This is a genomic window from Pseudomonas sp. AP3_22 TE3818 (assembly GCF_053628995.1).
In genome coordinates this window covers 2,644,817-2,661,690 of sequence record NZ_JBRJHL010000001.1, presented here as the reverse complement: position 1 = coordinate 2,661,690, position 16,874 = coordinate 2,644,817, and the positions used below count along the sequence as shown (strand labels likewise).

General features: G+C 62.2%; 12 protein-coding genes. 11 read left to right on the top strand and 1 reads right to left on the bottom strand.

The genetic code is table 11. The features are described 5' to 3' along the window. Positions 1-180 precede the first annotated feature (180 nt). The 6 genes from AB7M25_RS12120 to AB7M25_RS12095 all read left to right on the top strand — a co-directional run bounded on the left by AB7M25_RS12120 (position 181) and on the right by AB7M25_RS12095 (position 10,241). Complete coding sequence (locus AB7M25_RS12120; protein ID WP_454237347.1) at positions 181-1,962, top strand: ABC transporter ATP-binding protein; 1,782 nt, start codon at positions 181-183, stop codon at positions 1,960-1,962. After that, a complete protein-coding gene (locus AB7M25_RS12115; protein ID WP_429561709.1) occupies positions 1,955-3,823 on the top strand; it encodes an ABC transporter ATP-binding protein in 1,869 nt (622 codons plus the stop codon). Before AB7M25_RS12120 ends, AB7M25_RS12115 begins: the two co-directional genes overlap by 8 nt. 433 nt (positions 3,824-4,256) lie before the next feature. After that, positions 4,257-5,417 carry an LLM class flavin-dependent oxidoreductase gene (locus AB7M25_RS12110; protein WP_429389908.1) on the top strand — a complete coding sequence of 387 codons (1,161 nt, stop codon included), beginning with the start codon at positions 4,257-4,259 and terminating at the stop codon, positions 5,415-5,417. 20 nt (positions 5,418-5,437) lie between these two features. After that, entirely contained in the window at positions 5,438-6,490 is a 1,053-nt protein-coding gene (locus tag AB7M25_RS12105; RefSeq protein ID WP_429389909.1) for an ABC transporter substrate-binding protein, read from the top strand. 36 nt (positions 6,491-6,526) lie between these two features. Further along, positions 6,527-7,585, top strand: coding sequence for an ABC transporter substrate-binding protein (locus tag AB7M25_RS12100; RefSeq protein WP_429389911.1), 1,059 nt, complete (start codon positions 6,527-6,529; stop codon positions 7,583-7,585). Between the two features lie 385 nt (positions 7,586-7,970). Further along, positions 7,971-10,241, top strand: a complete 2,271-nt coding sequence (locus AB7M25_RS12095) for a TonB-dependent receptor (RefSeq protein WP_454237346.1) — start codon at positions 7,971-7,973, stop codon at positions 10,239-10,241. Here the strand turns inward: AB7M25_RS12095 and AB7M25_RS12090 are convergent. Further along, entirely contained in the window at positions 10,189-10,812 is a 624-nt protein-coding gene (locus AB7M25_RS12090) for a hypothetical protein (protein ID WP_454237345.1), read from the bottom strand. The genes AB7M25_RS12095 and AB7M25_RS12090 overlap by 53 nt on opposite strands. 145 nt (positions 10,813-10,957) lie before the next feature. Between AB7M25_RS12090 and AB7M25_RS12085 the strand changes: the two genes are divergently transcribed. The 5 genes from AB7M25_RS12085 to AB7M25_RS12065 all read left to right on the top strand — a co-directional run bounded on the left by AB7M25_RS12085 (position 10,958) and on the right by AB7M25_RS12065 (position 16,865). After that, complete coding sequence (locus tag AB7M25_RS12085; RefSeq protein WP_429390024.1) at positions 10,958-13,420, top strand: TonB-dependent receptor plug domain-containing protein; 2,463 nt, start codon at positions 10,958-10,960, stop codon at positions 13,418-13,420. Positions 13,421-13,656: 236 nt separating this feature from the next. Beyond that, complete coding sequence (locus tag AB7M25_RS12080; RefSeq protein WP_454237344.1) at positions 13,657-14,418, top strand: ABC transporter permease; 762 nt, start codon at positions 13,657-13,659, stop codon at positions 14,416-14,418. Positions 14,419-14,427: 9 nt separating this feature from the next. Further along, positions 14,428-15,189, top strand: coding sequence for an ABC transporter permease (locus AB7M25_RS12075; RefSeq protein WP_429519715.1), 762 nt, complete (start codon positions 14,428-14,430; stop codon positions 15,187-15,189). An 11-nt stretch (positions 15,190-15,200) separates the two neighbouring features. Then, positions 15,201-15,995, top strand: a complete 795-nt coding sequence (locus AB7M25_RS12070) for an ABC transporter ATP-binding protein (RefSeq protein WP_454237343.1) — start codon at positions 15,201-15,203, stop codon at positions 15,993-15,995. 57 nt (positions 15,996-16,052) lie between these two features. Further along, positions 16,053-16,865 carry an energy transducer TonB gene (locus AB7M25_RS12065; RefSeq protein ID WP_454237342.1) on the top strand — a complete coding sequence of 271 codons (813 nt, stop codon included), beginning with the start codon at positions 16,053-16,055 and terminating at the stop codon, positions 16,863-16,865. The last annotated feature ends 9 nt before the right edge of the window (positions 16,866-16,874 follow it).

Below are 16,874 nucleotides of genomic sequence, written 5' to 3'. Positions count from 1 at the left end.
TCGCCGGCAAGCCGGCTCCTACAGGAATTGCGTGAAACGAACACCCTCTGTGGGAGCTGGCTTGCCAGCGATGGCGGCTTCGAAAACGCCACAGGGCTCAAGGACCTAATCGCCGGCAAGCCGGCTCCTACACATTGTGACCGACGCAAATTTCCCGCGGCATCCACAAAAGGCTTTTCCATGATCGAAAAACACCCCCTATTGCGCAGCCTGGCGATCTACCGGGAAATGCCCTGGCGCTTCGCCCTGGTGGCGCTACTGTTCATTGCCGTGAACCTGGGGCTGGTCTGGCAGCAATGGCTGATCGGGCACGCGGTGAACGACGTCAGCGCCGGTCGCGCGGTCATCCGCCAAGCCGATGGCAGCCTCGACGCGAGTTTGGCCTGGTACTGGCTGTGGCTGATGCTCGCCGTCGCCCTGGGCCGTGGCGTGTTGCAATACGCTGCGAGCGTGTTGTCGCTGGTACTCAGCCAGGAACTGCTGACGCGCCTGCGTGAACGCATCCTGCAACAGGTACAGCACCTGCACCTGGGCTATCACTGGCAACACGGCATGGGGGAAATGATCACTCGCACCACCCGTGATGCCGACAAGGTTCGCGACGCCCTGATCAGCTTCTGGCGCCAGGTGGTGGAAACGCCACTGGTGGTGCTGGCGACCGTCGGCCTGCTGGGCTGGTACAACCCGTTGCTGGGCCTGGTGCCGCTCATGTTGACCGTGTTCGGTCTATGGATCTTTGTGCGCCAGACCGAGCGCCTGGTCAGCCTCGACCGGGCCGTTGGTCAAGCCTACGACCGGGTCAACCAGGACCTCAGCGAAGGCATTGGCGGCGTGCGGGTGATCAAGTCGTTTGGCCTGGAAGACAGCCGCATCCAGCGTTTCACCACTCAAGTGACGGTGTTCGCCGACCACGCCCGTCACGCCCTCGCCTACTCCAGTTCGCGAATTCCGTTGCCACAGGCTGTCGTCGCATTGGGGCATGTCTGGATTCTGGTCTATGGCGCCCACCTGGTGGCCAGCGACCAGCTCGGCATCGGTGAACTGGTCACCTCGCTGCTGATTGCCACCACCCTGGTGTTTCGCATCGAAGGCATCGGCCGCGTCATGCAGACCTTCGCCGATGCCCGCTCCAGCGCCGAGCGGATCTGGCAATTGCTGGACGAACCGACTGCGATCCGCAGTGGCGATGCCAGCCCGCCCGACTCGCCGCTGGGCTTGAAGCTGGAGCACGTCAGCATCAGTGCTCCCGACGGCGGGCTGGATATTCTGCGGGACTGTTCACTGACCCTGCTGCCCGGTGAAATCGTCGCGCTGGTGGGCGCCACCGGCACGGGCAAAAGCCTGTTGGCCAGCCTGTTGCCGCGCCTGAGCGATATCAGTTCCGGGCGCGTGCTGATCGGTTCGGACAGCGCGGGCTGGCAGGACATCCGTCAATTGAAACTGGACGAACTGAGACGCCGGGTTCACGTGGTCCCCCAGGAAAGCTTTCTGTTTTCCGACACCCTCGCAGCCAACCTGCGCCTGACCGCGCCCCATGCCAGTGATCGGCAGCTGCGTGAGGGATTGCGCCTGGCCGCCGCCGACGATGTGCTGGAGCGCCTGCCGCAAGGACTGGCCACACCCCTGGGCGATCGCGGCGTGACATTATCCGGTGGCCAGCGCCAGCGTCTGAGCCTGGCCCGCGCATTGCTCGGCGAACCGGACATTCTGTGCCTGGACGATGCCACCAGCGCGCTGGATGCGATCAGCGAACGCCAGGTGCTGAACAACATTCGCCAGTTGCGCCGCAACCAAGGGCGGGCCACCACCCTGCTGGTGATCTCCAGCAAGCTCTCGACCATTCTCCTGGCCGACCGCGTGCTGATGCTTCAGGACGGTCGCATCGCCGCCAGCGGCACCCATGCACAACTGTTGAAAACCTCTCCTGACTACCGCGACCTGCTAGGGATCGACCATGGCTAACCCAATCGCCGGCAAGGCCCTGAGCGATATCGAAATTGAAGAAATGCTGGCCAAAAAGGCCTTGGACCGCAGCATGTTCAGTCGACTGCTGCCGCTGCTGAAACCGATTCGCCGACATATTTTCGGGGTCATCGGCATTGAGCTTTTGCTGGTATTCACCGTGTTCCTGCGGCCCTGGTTCGTCCGTGAGCTGCTCGATCGCGGGCTGATTCAACAGAACGATCACTGGTTGCTCGATGAGCGCCTCGTACTCTGGCTCGGCCTGGGGTTGGCGGCCAGTTGGCTCGGGCGTTTCCTGCTCGCCGGGGTCTCACAGTACGTGGCCGGCAGCGCGGCGATCCGGGTGTTGAATGACCTGCGGGTGCAAGTGTTTGCGCATGTCCAGGGCTTGAGCGTCAGCTACTTCGACCGGACCAAGGCCGGGCGCATCATTTCCCGCGTCGACCGTGATGTCGATGCCCTTGAGCCCCTGGTGATCCAGGGTCCGCCTGAGCTGCTGGGCGCGTTACTGCGCTGCGGGCTGGCTTCGGTGATGTTGTGGCGCATCGAGCCGCGATTCTTTCTCAGCCTCGCCGCCACCGTGCCGTTGCTGGTGCTGGCCACCTGGGGTTTCAAGCGCATTTCCCAACGTAACTGGGCCAAGGTGGCGGAGAACCGTAGCCGCTTCACCGCCCATCTGGTGGAGAGCGTCAACGGTTCGCGCATGTTGCAGCAGTGCGCCCAGCAAGCGCCGAACCTGCGGCGCTATCGCGCACTGCTGGATGATTTCAACCACGCACTGATCCGTGGCAGCCTGCGCTCAAGCTGGTTCGCGCCATTCACCGCCCTGCTCAGCTCGGCCGGCATGGCGCTGCTGTTGCTGGTGGGGGCGTATGGCCTGGCACAGGCCGATGTGACCGTTGGCCAGGTCGCGGAGAGCCTGTTCTATGTGTTCCTGTTTCTGGGGCCATTGCAGGAACTCTCAGACCTGTTCGAGCGCTACGCCACCGGGTCGGCTTCGGCACAGCGGATCTTTTTGTTGCTCGACACCCGGCCGCAGATCAGCGACAGCGCCACCGCTCAGCCCCTCGCCAAGGCCCGGGGGGAAGTGAGTTTCGAGGGCGTACGGTTTGCCTACAACGCCGACAGTCCGTCGCCGGTCATTGACGATCTGAACCTGCACATTCGTGCCGGTGAGGTGCTGGCAATCGTCGGGCCATCGGGCCACGGCAAGAGCACCCTGGTGCAGTTGCTGACGCGTTTCTACGAAGTGCAATCGGGGGCGGTGAAACTCGATGGCATCGATATCCGTGACCTGACCCAGCAAGCATTGCGGCGCAACGTCGGCGTTGTCCTGCAGGACAACGTGCTGTTCAGTGGCAGCATTCTCGACAACCTGCGCCTGGCGGCGCCGCAGGCCGACGATGCCCGCCTGATCGCAGCGGCCAGGGAGCTGGGTGCGGATGAAGTGCTGGAGCGGTTGCCGCACCAGTACCAGACCGAAGTCGGTCCACTGGGCGGACACCTGAGCCATGGCCAGCGGCAATTGGTCTGTCTGGTGCGCGCCTACCTCGCAGACCCCGCGGTACTGGTGCTGGACGAAGCGACCTCGGCCGTCGACATCCATACCGAGCGCCGCATCCAGCGTGCGTTTCGCCGGCTTTGCGAGGGTCGCACGGCCATTATCATTGCCCACCGCCTGGCGACCATCCGCGATGCCGATCGCATTGCGGTCATCCGCCACGGCCGGCTGGTCGAACAAGGCCCCCACCGCCAATTGATCGATCAGGGCGGCACCTATGCGGCGCTGTACCAGACCTACCTGCGCAGCGCCGAAGCGGGCGCCTCGATTGACGACATCGTCGCCACCGCACCGGCGTAATCAAGACCGCCATCGTCGCCACCAAACCCACCGGCTGCACCGGCGTCATCAAGACCGCCATCGCCGGCAAGCCGGCTCCTACACAATCGCGTCCCCCCTGTAGGAGCTGGCTTGCCAGCGATGGCGACCTTCAGAGCACCACCAAACCCACCGGCTGCCCTCCGAACCGCCATCGCCGGCAAGCCGGCTCCTACAGAAACGCGTGCCGCCAAAGCACCACCCAACCCACCTGCTGCCCCCCGAACAACCGTTGCTGACGGACTGCTGCCACAGCAGCACCCCTCGCCTCCCGCCCTCCTCCCATCCTCGCCACCCCCCCGGCCCCGTTGGCCAAAACCCGGCGCGCCGAGCATGGCATGTCCGTTGCAATCCTCCCTGACAAGACATCCTCGCACCGGCGCGACGTATCGCGTACTTGAATCAGGAGCAACCCATGACCACCGAATTTTTCTGGCGCCTGCCACTGGGCACCGACGGTCCGCAACTGACCACCGACAAACACAACCGTGGCAATCCTCACTATCGCCCGGGCAACATCGCACCGGGGCGCCTGCCCAACGGCGAACCGGACGACTTCACCTACATCGACTACATCGCTCAAGTGGCCAAGGCCGCGGAGCTGGCAGGTTTCGAAGGGGCCTTGTTGCCCACAGGCCCCGAGCCATGGATTGTCGCAGCGGCCCTGGCCCGGGAAACCCGTCGCATCAAATTCCTGATCGCGTTCCAGGCCACCTGGACCTTGCCGGCCTACGCCGCACAACAAGCGGCCATTCTGCAAAACCTCAGCCGCGGTCGCCTGGAGTGGAACATCATCACCGGTGGCAACCCGGCCAGTCAGCGAGCCAACGGCGACTTCCTCGAACATGACCTGCGCTACAAGCGCACCGGTGAATTCCTCGACATCATCCAGGGCCTTTGGCAGAACGAGCGTTTCTCCTACGACGGCGACATCTACCAACTGGAGAACGGCGCCCTGCCCCACGGCCTGCACAACGAACGCAAACCCGGCGTGTATTTTTCCGGGTTCTCCGACGCGGCCCTGGACGTGGCCGCCAGGCACGCAGACGTTTACCTGAACTGGGCCGAGCCCATCGACAAGCTCAAGCCGCATATCGAACGGGTGCGCGAACTGGCAGACAAACAAGGGCGAACTGTGCGCTTCGGTCTCAGGGTCGACCTGTTCGCCCGGGAAACCGAAGAGCTGGCGTGGAAAGACTTGCGTCGCCAGTTCGACAAACTCGAAGGCCAGGGCAGCACGCTCGCCAAGGGTTTTACCAGCGGATCGGATTCGGTGGGGGGTGCACGGCAAACCGCCTACCACCAGAACATCGACCGTTTCGACGACTTGATCATCGGTCCGAACCTGTGGGCCGGTTTCGCCAAAGCCAAACCGGGGCCGACCGTAGGCCTGGTGGGCAGCCACCAGAACATCGCCGAACGCCTGGCGGAATACCGCGACGCCGGATTCTCGACCTTCATCCTGGCGGGCAACCCACACCTGGAAGAAGCCCTGCGCATCGGCCAGGAAGTGCTGCCGCTGGTGCACCAACGTCCTGCCGTGCAACCGGCAACTCATTTGAAGGCCAGCGCCTGAGCGCTGCGGGAGAACCCTTGATGACTCAACCCCTCGACACCCTTTGGTACACCCGCTGCCCGGTCCCCACCGGGCTGGGCATCGCCGTGCAGAAAGGCTGGCTGCAAGACACCGTCGGCGCGCTGGGCACCCAGGTACAGTCGCTGCGCGAATCCACCGACAAGGCCGTACGTGAATCGCACTTCGACCACAGCCTGCGCAACTCGGTACGCCACGGCGGCAACATTCCGGCCATCTGGGCCAGGGCCCAAGGCCGGGAGACGCGGGTGATCGGCCTGTCCTGGGCCGATGAAGTGCAACTGATCCTGACGCGTGCAGACAGTGGCATCAAAACCGTGAAGGACCTCAAGGGACGGCGTTTCGGTTTGCCCGACTGGGCCGGCGCGCAAATCGACTTCACGCGCGCCCAGGCCCTGCGCGGGCTGGAAAACGCCCTGATTCTGGAAGGCCTGCAGGTCGGCGATGTGCAACTGGTGAACTTCCGCTATGAAGGCACCTTCAGCGATCCGCAGGTCAGCACCGTAAACGGCACGCCAGTGAGCCCTCAGCGGGTCGAGGGACGCAACCTGGAGTTGGTCGGCCTGCTGCGTGGCGAGGTCGATGCCATTTTCCTCAAAGGCGCCAGCGCCGCGCGGCAGGCCCATGAGTTCGGCCTGCATACCGTCATCGACACCGGCTCGCACCCCGAGCCCCTGATTCGCAGCAACAATGGCACCCCTCGCACGCTGGCCGTGGACCTGAACCTGCTGGATAACCACTTCGATATCGCCACCGGCATTCTCGATGCCGTACAGCGCGCCGAACAGTGGGCCCACACCCATCCCGAAGAGACCCGCCGTTACCTGGCCCGCGAAACCAACAGTAGCGAGTACTGGGTCAGCGCCGCCTATGGCAACGATGCTCATCTGCGCTTGCGCACCGAACTGGATGAACAGGCCATCGACGCCCTGCAGGACTTCACCCACTTCCTGCATCGCTGGCGCTTCATCCCGACAAGCTTCGACGTGCGCGACTGGATCGACCCTCGACCGCTGCACGCGTTGCTGCAAACAAACACCGCACTGGCAGGCTAACCCGCCAGGTTTCATGGATTGGCACTGAAGGACTTTATGAGCAAACCACTCGATACGCTTTGGTATACCCATAGCCCTGTTCCCACGGGGCTTGGCATCGCCGTGCAATCCGGTCGACTGGCGCAAGCCTTTCAGCCGTTTGGCACCAATATCCAATCCCTGCGCGAGTCCAGTGAACGGGAAGTTCGCGAAGCCCACTACGACCATCACCTGAAAAACTCGGTCCGTCACGGCGGCAATATCCCGGCCATCTGGGCCTATGCCAGCGGCGTACAAACCCGGGTGCTGGGGTTGTCCTGGAGCGACGAGGTGCAACTGATCCTGACCACTGCGGAAAGCGGTGTGAAGAGCATTCGCGATTTGAAGAACCGCCGCTTCGGGCTGCCGAAATGGGCCAACGTGCAGATCGACTTCACTCGCGCCCAGGCCCTGCGCGGGCTGGAAAACGCCCTCAAGCTCGAAGGCCTGGACGTGTCCGATGTCGAGCTGGTGGACTATCCCTATGGCGGCACCTACAGCGACGACCAGAAACAGCATGTCTACGGCTCGGAGGTCAGCCTCGGTGTCACGCGCGTCAGCCGTCGTAACAACGAACTGATCGGCTTGTTGCGCGGCGACATCGACGCGATTTTTCTCAAGGGCGCACACGCCGTGCACCTGGCCAACGAATTCGGTTTGCAGGTGGTCGTCGATACTGGCTCCCACCCTGACCCGCTGATTCGCTCGAACAACGGCACGCCACGGACCCTCACCGTAGACACCCACCTGCTGCATGAGCATTTCGACGCCAGCGTGAAAATCGTCGATACCGTGCTGCGCACCGAGCAATGGGCCTGGGCCAATCCGGACGAAACCCGGCGCTTCCTGGCCCGTGAACTGAACACCAGCGAGTACTGGGTCGCCGCCGCGTACGGCGAAGACGCTCATCGGCGTTTGCGCACGACGCTGGATGCACGATCCATTGAAGCCTTGCAGGATTTCACTGACTTCCTGCATCGCTGGGACTTTATTCCACGGCGTTTCGATGTGCGCGACTGGATTGATTTCAGTGTGCTGGAAAAGGTCATCGGCTCGACCTCACGCCTGGCGGTTTGAGATTTTCATCGCCTGTGACGACGCCATCGCCGGCAAGCCAGCTCCTACAGAATACGTTCCGCTTCGACGCAAAAACCTGTAGGAGCCGGCTTGCCGGCGATGGCGTCCGCAAGGCCAATGAGTTGCTGGCCAGGCAACACTCCCCCGCTCGATTCCTGCTGCTCCAGCAACACCCGCCAAGCAACTTATGCTGAATGCCTGACAGGCTCTTCACCACCCACTGAATCCAACTAATAAATTCATGAAAAATGGCTTTTAGCCAAACTCATACAAAGATTATTTTCTATATTTTTCATCTACTTAAAAAAACTAACACATTCAAAAAAACATTTGGCACGATCTCTGCTCTACCCCCTCTAGTGAGACTTTATCGGGGGAGACTTAAATGCATAAACTTAATCCAATCACCAAAAGTATCTGGCTAACCTTGTTACTCGCCGGGGGCGGTGTCAGCGAAGGATTGCTGGCGGCAGAATCCACCGAGGTCGACAGCGGCAAGACCGCTGCCGAGCCTTCACTCAAGACCGTGACCGTCACCGCTCAACACCGGGAAGAAACCCTGCAGGAAATCCCGATAGCGGTGTCGGCGATACAGGGCACCAGCCTCGTCGCCGATGGCGTGCGCAACATGGGTGACATCACGACATTCGTTCCCAACGTTTCGGCAAAAAACCCGGACGGCGATGGCCGGCCCCGTTGGTACATCCGTGGCCTCGGTACGGGTGATACGGGCGCTGCAACCGTTTTCCCGGTGGGGATCTACGCCGATGATGTGTATCTAAACGCACCGATTGCCGGCGGCGGGCCGCTGTTCGACCTGGAGCGCATCGAAATCCTGCGGGGGCCGCAAGGCACGCTGTACGGCAAGAACACCACCGCGGGCGCGGTGAATGTCATCTCGAAAAAACCGACCTTCGACACCGACGGCTACGGCACGATCGGGTTTGGCACCAAGAACGAACGCATCGTCAGCGGCGCTCTGGGGGGAGCACTGGTGGATGAGAAACTCGCGGCGCGGGTCGCGCTTTACTCCGAGGAACGTGACGGTTACCAGGAGAACCTGGTCGACGACAACACCTATGGCGACGTGAACAAGAAAGCCGTCCGCCTGCAGTTTCTTGCTCAGGTGAATGATGATCTCGAGGCGTTGTTGAAGGTTCACAGCCGCGAATTCAAAGGCGACGGCAGCAACGGCTCGCTCACGGTCGGGCGTTACTACAACGTTGGCTACGAAAGACCCAATGGGCGCGATATCGCAATCAACGTCAATGAAGACTCCAAGCTCAATCACGACGGCACGTCGCTGACCCTGAACTGGCACCTGGGTGACTACACCCTGACCTCCATCAGTGCCTATGACTACATTCGCAACCAGGCGACCAGCGACGCCGACTACACGCCTTTTGAAGTCAACGGCGCAGCGATTACCGACAACAAATACGCTCAATATTCCCAGGAACTGCGACTGGCATCGCCGCAACAGGAAACCCTGCGCTGGCTGTTGGGCGCTCATTACTTCCATGAGGACCTCGACAGCTCGGCGCAGCGCATTGTCACACCGGGCCCGACACCTAACGGCACCGGTTCCAACCAGATCGGCGGCGTCACCGACTTTCGTGACCTGAGCTATGACCACAAGACCGACAGCTACGCGCTGTTCGGCAACCTGACCTACGACTTCACCGATGATTTCAGCGTGACGGGCGGCCTGCGCTGGACCCAGGAAAGGAAAGACATCGACCTCGACCTGACGCAACTGACCCGCATCACGGCCAACGGCCCGCTGGTGCCGCTGCGTGGCGTCGGCACCAATGGCAATCGTCAGGAAGACAAGACCTGGGACGCCTGGACCTATGACCTGACGCCCGAGTACCGGATCAACGACAACGTCCGGGTATTCTTCCGTTATGCCCACGGTTTCCGTTCCGGGGGGTTCAACACCGGCCTGTCCACCAGCCTTTCACAGCTGACCACGGTGGACCCGGAACAACTCGACGCCTACGAACTCGGCCTCAAATCCGAGTGGTTCGACCATCGCCTGACGGCCAACGCCAACCTCTTCTATTACGACTATTCGGATATTCAGGTGAACCTGCTGACGGTCAACAACGGCGTGCTCACCACGGCGCTGACCAACGGCGCCAAGGGTACGGTCAAAGGTGCCGAACTGGAGCTTGAAGCCCAGCCGACTGACTTCCTGCACCTGCGTGCCGCGGTATCGTTCCTCGACACCGAATACACCGACTTCAAGAACACCAACCCCAACACCGGGGTCGTCACGGGTGATTACAGCGGCAACAGCTTCGTGCGCTCGCCGCGCAATGTGGTCGCACTCGGTGCCGACTACACCTTCCCGCTGGAAGTCGGCGGCAAGCTGGTGGCCGGCGGCGACGTGAGTTTTCGCGACAAGGAATACTTCCTCGCTGACCGCCAGAGCAGTGTGGACAAGACCCTCAGCCAACCCCACTACACCCTGGCCAACACTCGCCTGACCTGGTTCAGCCCGGATGAAAATCTCAGCGTCACCGGTTACGTGAACAACGTCACCGACCGTCGCTATCAGGTTCACGGCCGTCCGAACGGGACACTGGGCCAATACGTCATCACCTACGGCGACCCACGTACCGTCGGCCTGAGCGTGACCAGCCGCTTCTGATCTCAACGCATAACCCTGTAGGAGCCGGCTTGCCGGCGATGGGGGCCGCAAGCCTTGCATCGCTCTGAAGTCCGCCATCGCTGGCAAGCCAGCTCCTACAAAAGAACACCGAGATCCATGCAATACCCATCGATTTCCGGGTCTCCGGTATCCACACATTCACCGTAGGAGCCGGCTTGCCGGCGATGGCGGCCGCAAGCCTTGCATCGCTCTGGGGGCCGCCATCGCTGGCAAGCCAGCTCCTACAAAAGAACACCGAGATCCATGCAATACCCATCGATTTCCGGTCCCCCGGTATCCACACATTCACCGTAGGAGCCGGCTTGCCGGCGATGGCGGCCGCAAGCCTTGCATCGCTCTGGGGGCCGCCATCGCTGGCAAGCCAGCTCCTACAAAAGAACACCGATATCCATGCAATACCCATCGATTTCCGGTCCCCCGGTATCCACACATTCACCGTAGGAGCCGGCTTGCCGGCGATGGCGGCCGCAAGCCTTGCATCGCTCTGGGGGCCGCCATCGCTGGCAAGCCAGCTCCTACAAAAGAACACCGATATCCATGCAATACCCATCGATTTCCGGTCCCCCGGTATCCACACATTCACCGTAGGAGCCGGCTTGCCGGCGATGAGGGCCGCAAGCCTTGCATCGCTCTGGGGGCCGCCATCGCTGGCAAGCCAGCTCCTACAAAAAGCCTTGTCTGAAAGGAATCTTTTTATGCTCCAACGTACTCCGTTGGCCGGCGCTATCGCGCTGGTCATTGGCAGCCTTGCCGTGCCTGTCGTGGCTGCCGACACCCAACCCGCCGCCAGCAGCGATCCCCTGGACACAGTGGTCGTGCTCGGTACGCGGCGCAGCGATCTGACCGCGCTGGAAAGCGCCGCACCGATTGACGTGCTGTCCGCTGAACAGCTCGAAGAAACCGGTGCCAGCGACCTGTCCGGCGCCCTCACCGCCCTGTCACCGTCATTCACCTATCCGCAGTCGCCCCAGGGCGCCTTTGCCGGTTCCATCGCCCAGGGTGCGTCGTTGCGGGGCCTGGCATCCGATCAGGTGCTGGTGCTGGTCAACGGCAAGCGCCGCCACACCAGCGCCAACGTCACCCGCCAAAGCCTGGTCAACGGGCGTGGCGCGGCAGCGGTCGACCTGAGCCTGATTCCCCTGAGCTCGATCCAGCGAGTGGAGATCCTGCGTGACGGCGCGGCGGCCCAGTACGGCTCGGACGCCATCGCCGGGGTCATCAACATCGTACTCAAAGAAAACGACAACGGCGGCAACCTCGGTTATCGCTTCGGCGGCTACGACAAGGGCGACGGCATCCAGCGCAAACTCAGCGGCTGGAAAGGCGTCGCCCTGCCCAATGACGGCTTCCTGACCCTGAGTTTCGATGCCGGCAATCAAGACCCGGCCAGCGACACCAACCCGGACAACCGGATTTTCTACCCCGGCTCCACCAGCATCAACACGCCCCGCGAGCAGAACAACCGCTATCGCACCTGGCGCTGGGGCTCGGGCAATGTGTCGGACCAGTACAACGTCGCCGCCAACAGTGAAATCGGCATTGGCGATGGTTTGACGGCCTACGGCTTTGCCACCTATTCCCACAAGAACACCGACGCCGAAGGCTTCTTCGACCCGCCCACGACCTTGCGCAACAACTACAGCAGCACCGCATTGCAGCGTTTCCCGGACGGCCGTGTACCGATCACCCGTTACTCGCTGGAAGACTATGCGTTGACCGGCGGACTGCGCTACGACGATGAGCAACTGGGCACGTTCGATTTCGCCGTCAACCATGGCGACAATACCCTGAAGTCCACCGACCGCAACGCCATCAACCCCAGCTGGGGTGTGAACAGCCCGGAAAAGATCTTTACCGGCGAACGCGACGCCGACCAGAGCAACGTCACCCTCGATTGGGTGCGGGATTTCCCGACCGACCTGTTGTTCAAACCACTGACACTGTCCGCCGGCGTGGCCTGGCGACGGGAGAACTACGAGCTGAGCCCGGGCGAGGCCGCTGGCTGGCAAAACGGCCCGCTGTTCAACACGGTCGACCCGGTTACCCGCCGACGCATCCCGGGCTACTACTCGGGCATCACCCAGGTCGATGCCGCCTCACTGGACCGCAACGTGGCGGGCGCCTATGTCGACGTCGAAGGCCAGATCACCGAGAAATTCCAGGCCGGTGTCGCCGTCCGTTCCGAGCACTATTCGGACTTCGGCGATACCACCAACGGCAAACTTTCCCTGCGCTACGACTTCACCCCGCAGATCGCCGCCCGGGCCACCGCCAGCACCGGTTATCGCGCGCCATCCCTGGTGCAGAGCGGCTTGTCCTCGTTCAGCGTGCAAGTGGTCGAGCAACCGCCTGGCAGCGGTAACTTTGTCGAAGTGCAGCAACGGACGTTGCGCGCCGACAGCCCGGAAGCCAGGCTGCTGGGTGGGACATCGCTCAAACCGGAAGAATCCACCAGCTATTCCCTGGGCCTGGTCTGGCGTCCATTGGCCAATGCATCGGTGACGCTGGACGCCTACCGCATTGACATCGACAACCGCATCACCCTTTCCGACCAGTTGCCCGCGTCGGTGGTGTCGCCCATCTTTGCCGGAACGCCCTACGCGAATATCCAGAGTGCGGCCTTCTACACCAACGTGGCCGACACCCGCACCGACGGTGTCGAACTGGCCGGCAACTATCAACTGGACCTGCAGCAATGGGGACGCCTGAACCTGAATGCCGGCGTGAGCCACAACAACACCCGAATCACCGCCCTGCGTGACGTCGGCAACATCAAGGGCTCGCAGATTGTCGGCCGCACCACCCAAGGCCTGATCGAGGATGGCACGCCCGACTCCAAGCTGATCCTCAGCGCCAACTGGCTGTATGACGGCTGGGGCGTCACCCTGTCACAGCGCCGCTATGGCGAATGGAAAAGTCTCAACTCGACCAACCCGAACCTGGACCAGACCTACAGCCCGCAATGGGTGACGGACCTGGACTTGTCGTACACCTTCGACAAAGCACTGAAGGTGTCCGTGGGGGCGATCAACCTCTTCGATACCCATCCGGACAAGGCTGACGGGGCGCAGTTGTACGGCGTGCCGAAGTATTCGATCACCAGCCCTGAGGGTGCCCAGGGCGCGTTCTACTACACCAGCGTCAGTTACGACTTCTGAGTGGACTGCTGCCGGGGTGTTGCCCTGGCAGCAGCGGGTGTTGGTCAAGCACCAATTTACCTTCAACTCACCCTGTAGGAGCCGGCTTGCCGGCGATGCGATCCGTGGGATTTGCGGCGCCACACACACCGCCATCGCCGGCAAGCCGGCTCCTACAGATTTAAACCGCCCGATTCCACCGCGCTGGCACAGCTCTTGCGATACCCCTTGGGTACTTCGCCGAAATAAGAACTGCCATGCGTACTCAACGTCTGTTGTCTTGCCTGACCTGGCTCATCTCCCCTGTTGCCCTGTTGTTGCTGTGGGCAGTGGTGGCCGACGCCGGGATTTTTCCGCGCAACCTGCTGGTTCCTCCCGCTCAGGTGTGGCGGGCCTTCGAAGCGCTGTCGGCCAGTGGCGAGCTGCTCGAGCACCTGCTCAACAGTCTGTCGCGCCTGGGGCTGGGGTTCGGCATCGGCTCACTGTGCGGGCTGGCATTCGGCGTGCTCATGGCCTTGTCGAAAAACGTCGAGATCTACTGCTCGCCGCTGTTTCACACCTTGCGTCAGATCCCCAGTATCGCCTTGATCCCGATGTTCGTGCTGCTGTTCGGCATCGATGAAACCTTCAAGATCATCATCGTTGCCAAAACCGCCTTCTTCCCGGTCGCGCTGGCCGCCAGCGAAGGCGTGAAAGCCATTCCGCGCAGCTATTTCGAGGTCGCGGATGTGTATCGCCTGCGCTGGCCGACGTTCGTTCGGGAGATCGCCCTGCCCGCTGCCGCCCCGCCGATCATCACCGGTTTTCGCATCAGCCTGACCCGCGCCTGGGTGGTGCTGGTGGCCACCGAGTTGCTCGCCGCCGACAGTGGCCTGGGACAGATGATCGAAATGAGCCGGCAGATGCTGCGCATCGATGTAGTGATGGTGGGGATTGTGGTGACCGGACTGATCGGTTTCGCCCTGGATTTCAGCTTTCGCCAACTGGAACAGCGACTGTTCCGCTGGCAGACCCGCTAGGAGCCTTCGATGTCTGGACTTATTGCCAAATCCCGCGGCCTGTTGCTGCCGCTGTTGTTGATCGGCGGCTGGGAGTACCTGTCTCGCCAGGGCGCGGCGGGGGCTTACGCCTTTGTGCCGTTGTCGACCATAGGCGCTGCCTTGCTCGAGTTGCTGGCCAACGGCGAACTGCTGGTGAACCTGTTGGCCAGCCTGACGCGCACCAGCGTCGGCCTGGCGCTGGGGATTTTTTTCGGGGTTCTGCTGGGCGTGCTGATGGCGCTGTCAGGACCGGCCAATCGGTTGATCGGGCCGCTGTTTCATTCGATCCGCCAAGTACCGATGCTCGGCTGGATTCCGCTGATCGCCATGTGGTTCGGCAACGGCGAGTTTTCCAAGGTGCTGATTGTAAGTCTGGCGGCTTTCTACCCTATGGTGCTCAACACGTACCAGGGCTTCAGCCATGTGGAGCAGCGCTATCGCGAGGTCGGCCAGGTGCTGGTGCTGAGCCGCTGGCAACGGTTGCGTCATGTGCTGTTGCCGGCGGCGCTGCCGAGCATCGCCACCGGGGTGCTGCATGCGCTCGCGTTTGCCTGGGTCACGGCGGTGGGCAGCGAGTTGTTCCTGTCGTCCGGCGCCGGCCTGGGCAACCTGATGATGAACGCCGAAGCCGGCTCACGCATGGAGGTCATTGTCCTCAGTGTGCTGTGCATCGGTCTGTGCGGTTACTTGATGACCCTGCTATTCACCCTTCTTAGCCGCCATTTGCTGCGCTGGCGCAACATTCGTTGAAAGGCCACTCCATGAACGCAATTGCCCAACCTGTCCTGCCACACAGCACCCCGACACAGTCCGGTGCGCTGCACATTCGCGGCCTGAGCAAAGTCTATCGGATCGAAGGCCAGCCCTTGCCAGTGCTGCGCAGCATCAACCTCGACGTACGCCCCGGCGAGTTCGTCAGCATCGTGGGGGCCAGCGGCTGCGGAAAATCCACGCTGCTGCGGCTCATCGTCGGGCTGGAGGCCGACTATGAAGGTGACATCCTGCTGGATGGCAAACGGGTCGTGGCCACCAGCCTGGAACGCGGGATCGTGTTTCAGGATCACCGTTTGTTTCCGTGGATGACCTTGCGCCAGAACATTGCCCTGGCCTTGAAAAACCATCCACTTTCACAAACCGAAAAGGACCGGCTGGTGGCCGAGCACATTGCCCTGGTCAACCTGGATGGCTTTGAAAATGCCTACCCGCACCAGTTGTCCGGCGGCATGGCGCAACGGGCAGCCATTGCCCGGGCACTGATCAACAAACCCAAAGTGCTGTTGCTCGACGAACCCCTTGGTGCGCTCGACGCGTTGACCCGGGTACGCCTGCAACACGAGTTGCAGCGCATCTGGGTGCAACAACGCTGCACCGTCATCATGGTCACCCACGACATCGAGGAAGCCCTGTACCTGGGTGACCGGGTGATCGTGATGGACGCCCATCCGGGGCGGATCAAACACGAAATCAGGGTCGACCTGCCCCATCCCCGGGACCGGGCGTCAACCGTGCTGCAAGCCTACAAGGAACAACTGCTGGAAGAGCTGGTGGGACATTGAGACCCGGACCGCTCCATCGAGGCATGGAAAAAACACAGGATTCACAGGAGTAAACAAATGGGCAATGTCCAAAGCCCCGCCAGTCTGCCGCGGGTATTGCAGAGTCCGGCCCTCGGTGAGCTGCTCAACCTTGGCCGGGTATTTCGAGAGCCCCTGGCACTGTCGCGCCTGCACAGCACCCCCAAACGGGTGTTGAGTCGTCGCGAGGTGGTCTTGCTGGGAGTGTTGGCGCTGGTGCTGCATGGCGCGGTGATTGTCTGGGTCAGCCAGGTACCCACGCCGCAACTGCCCGTCGTGCCCCCGGAAATTCCGCCGATGACCATCGAGTTCTCGCAGCCGGCGCCACCCGTTGTCGAACCCCCTCCGCCCGAGCCGGTTGTGCAGCCCGTGGTGGAGCCGCCTCCTCCGGTGGAAGATGAACTGGCCGTGAAGCCGCCACCGCCCAAGCCGATCCCCAAGCCCAAGCCTGTGGTCAAGCCTGTGCCTAAACCGGTGGCCAAACCCGTGACGCAGCAGCCTGCCCCACCCGCGCCGCCACAACCCGTGGCCGCTGTGCCAACACCGGCGGCACCGCCTGCGCCTGCGCCGGTCACTCCGGCTTCGGCAACTGCCGGTTACCTGCATAACCCGGCCCCCGAATACCCGTCCCAGGCCATGCGCCGTGGCTGGCAAGGCACGGTGTTGCTGCGCGTGCATGTGTTGGCCAGCGGTAAACCCGGTGAAATCCAGATTCAGAAAAGCAGTGGCCGCGATTCACTGGACGACGCCGCACTGGCCGCCGTGAAACGCTGGAGCTTCGTCCCGGCCAAGCAAGGCGACGTCGCCCTGGACGGCTGGGTCAGCGTGCCCATCGACTTCAAAATCAAGTGATACAACCCT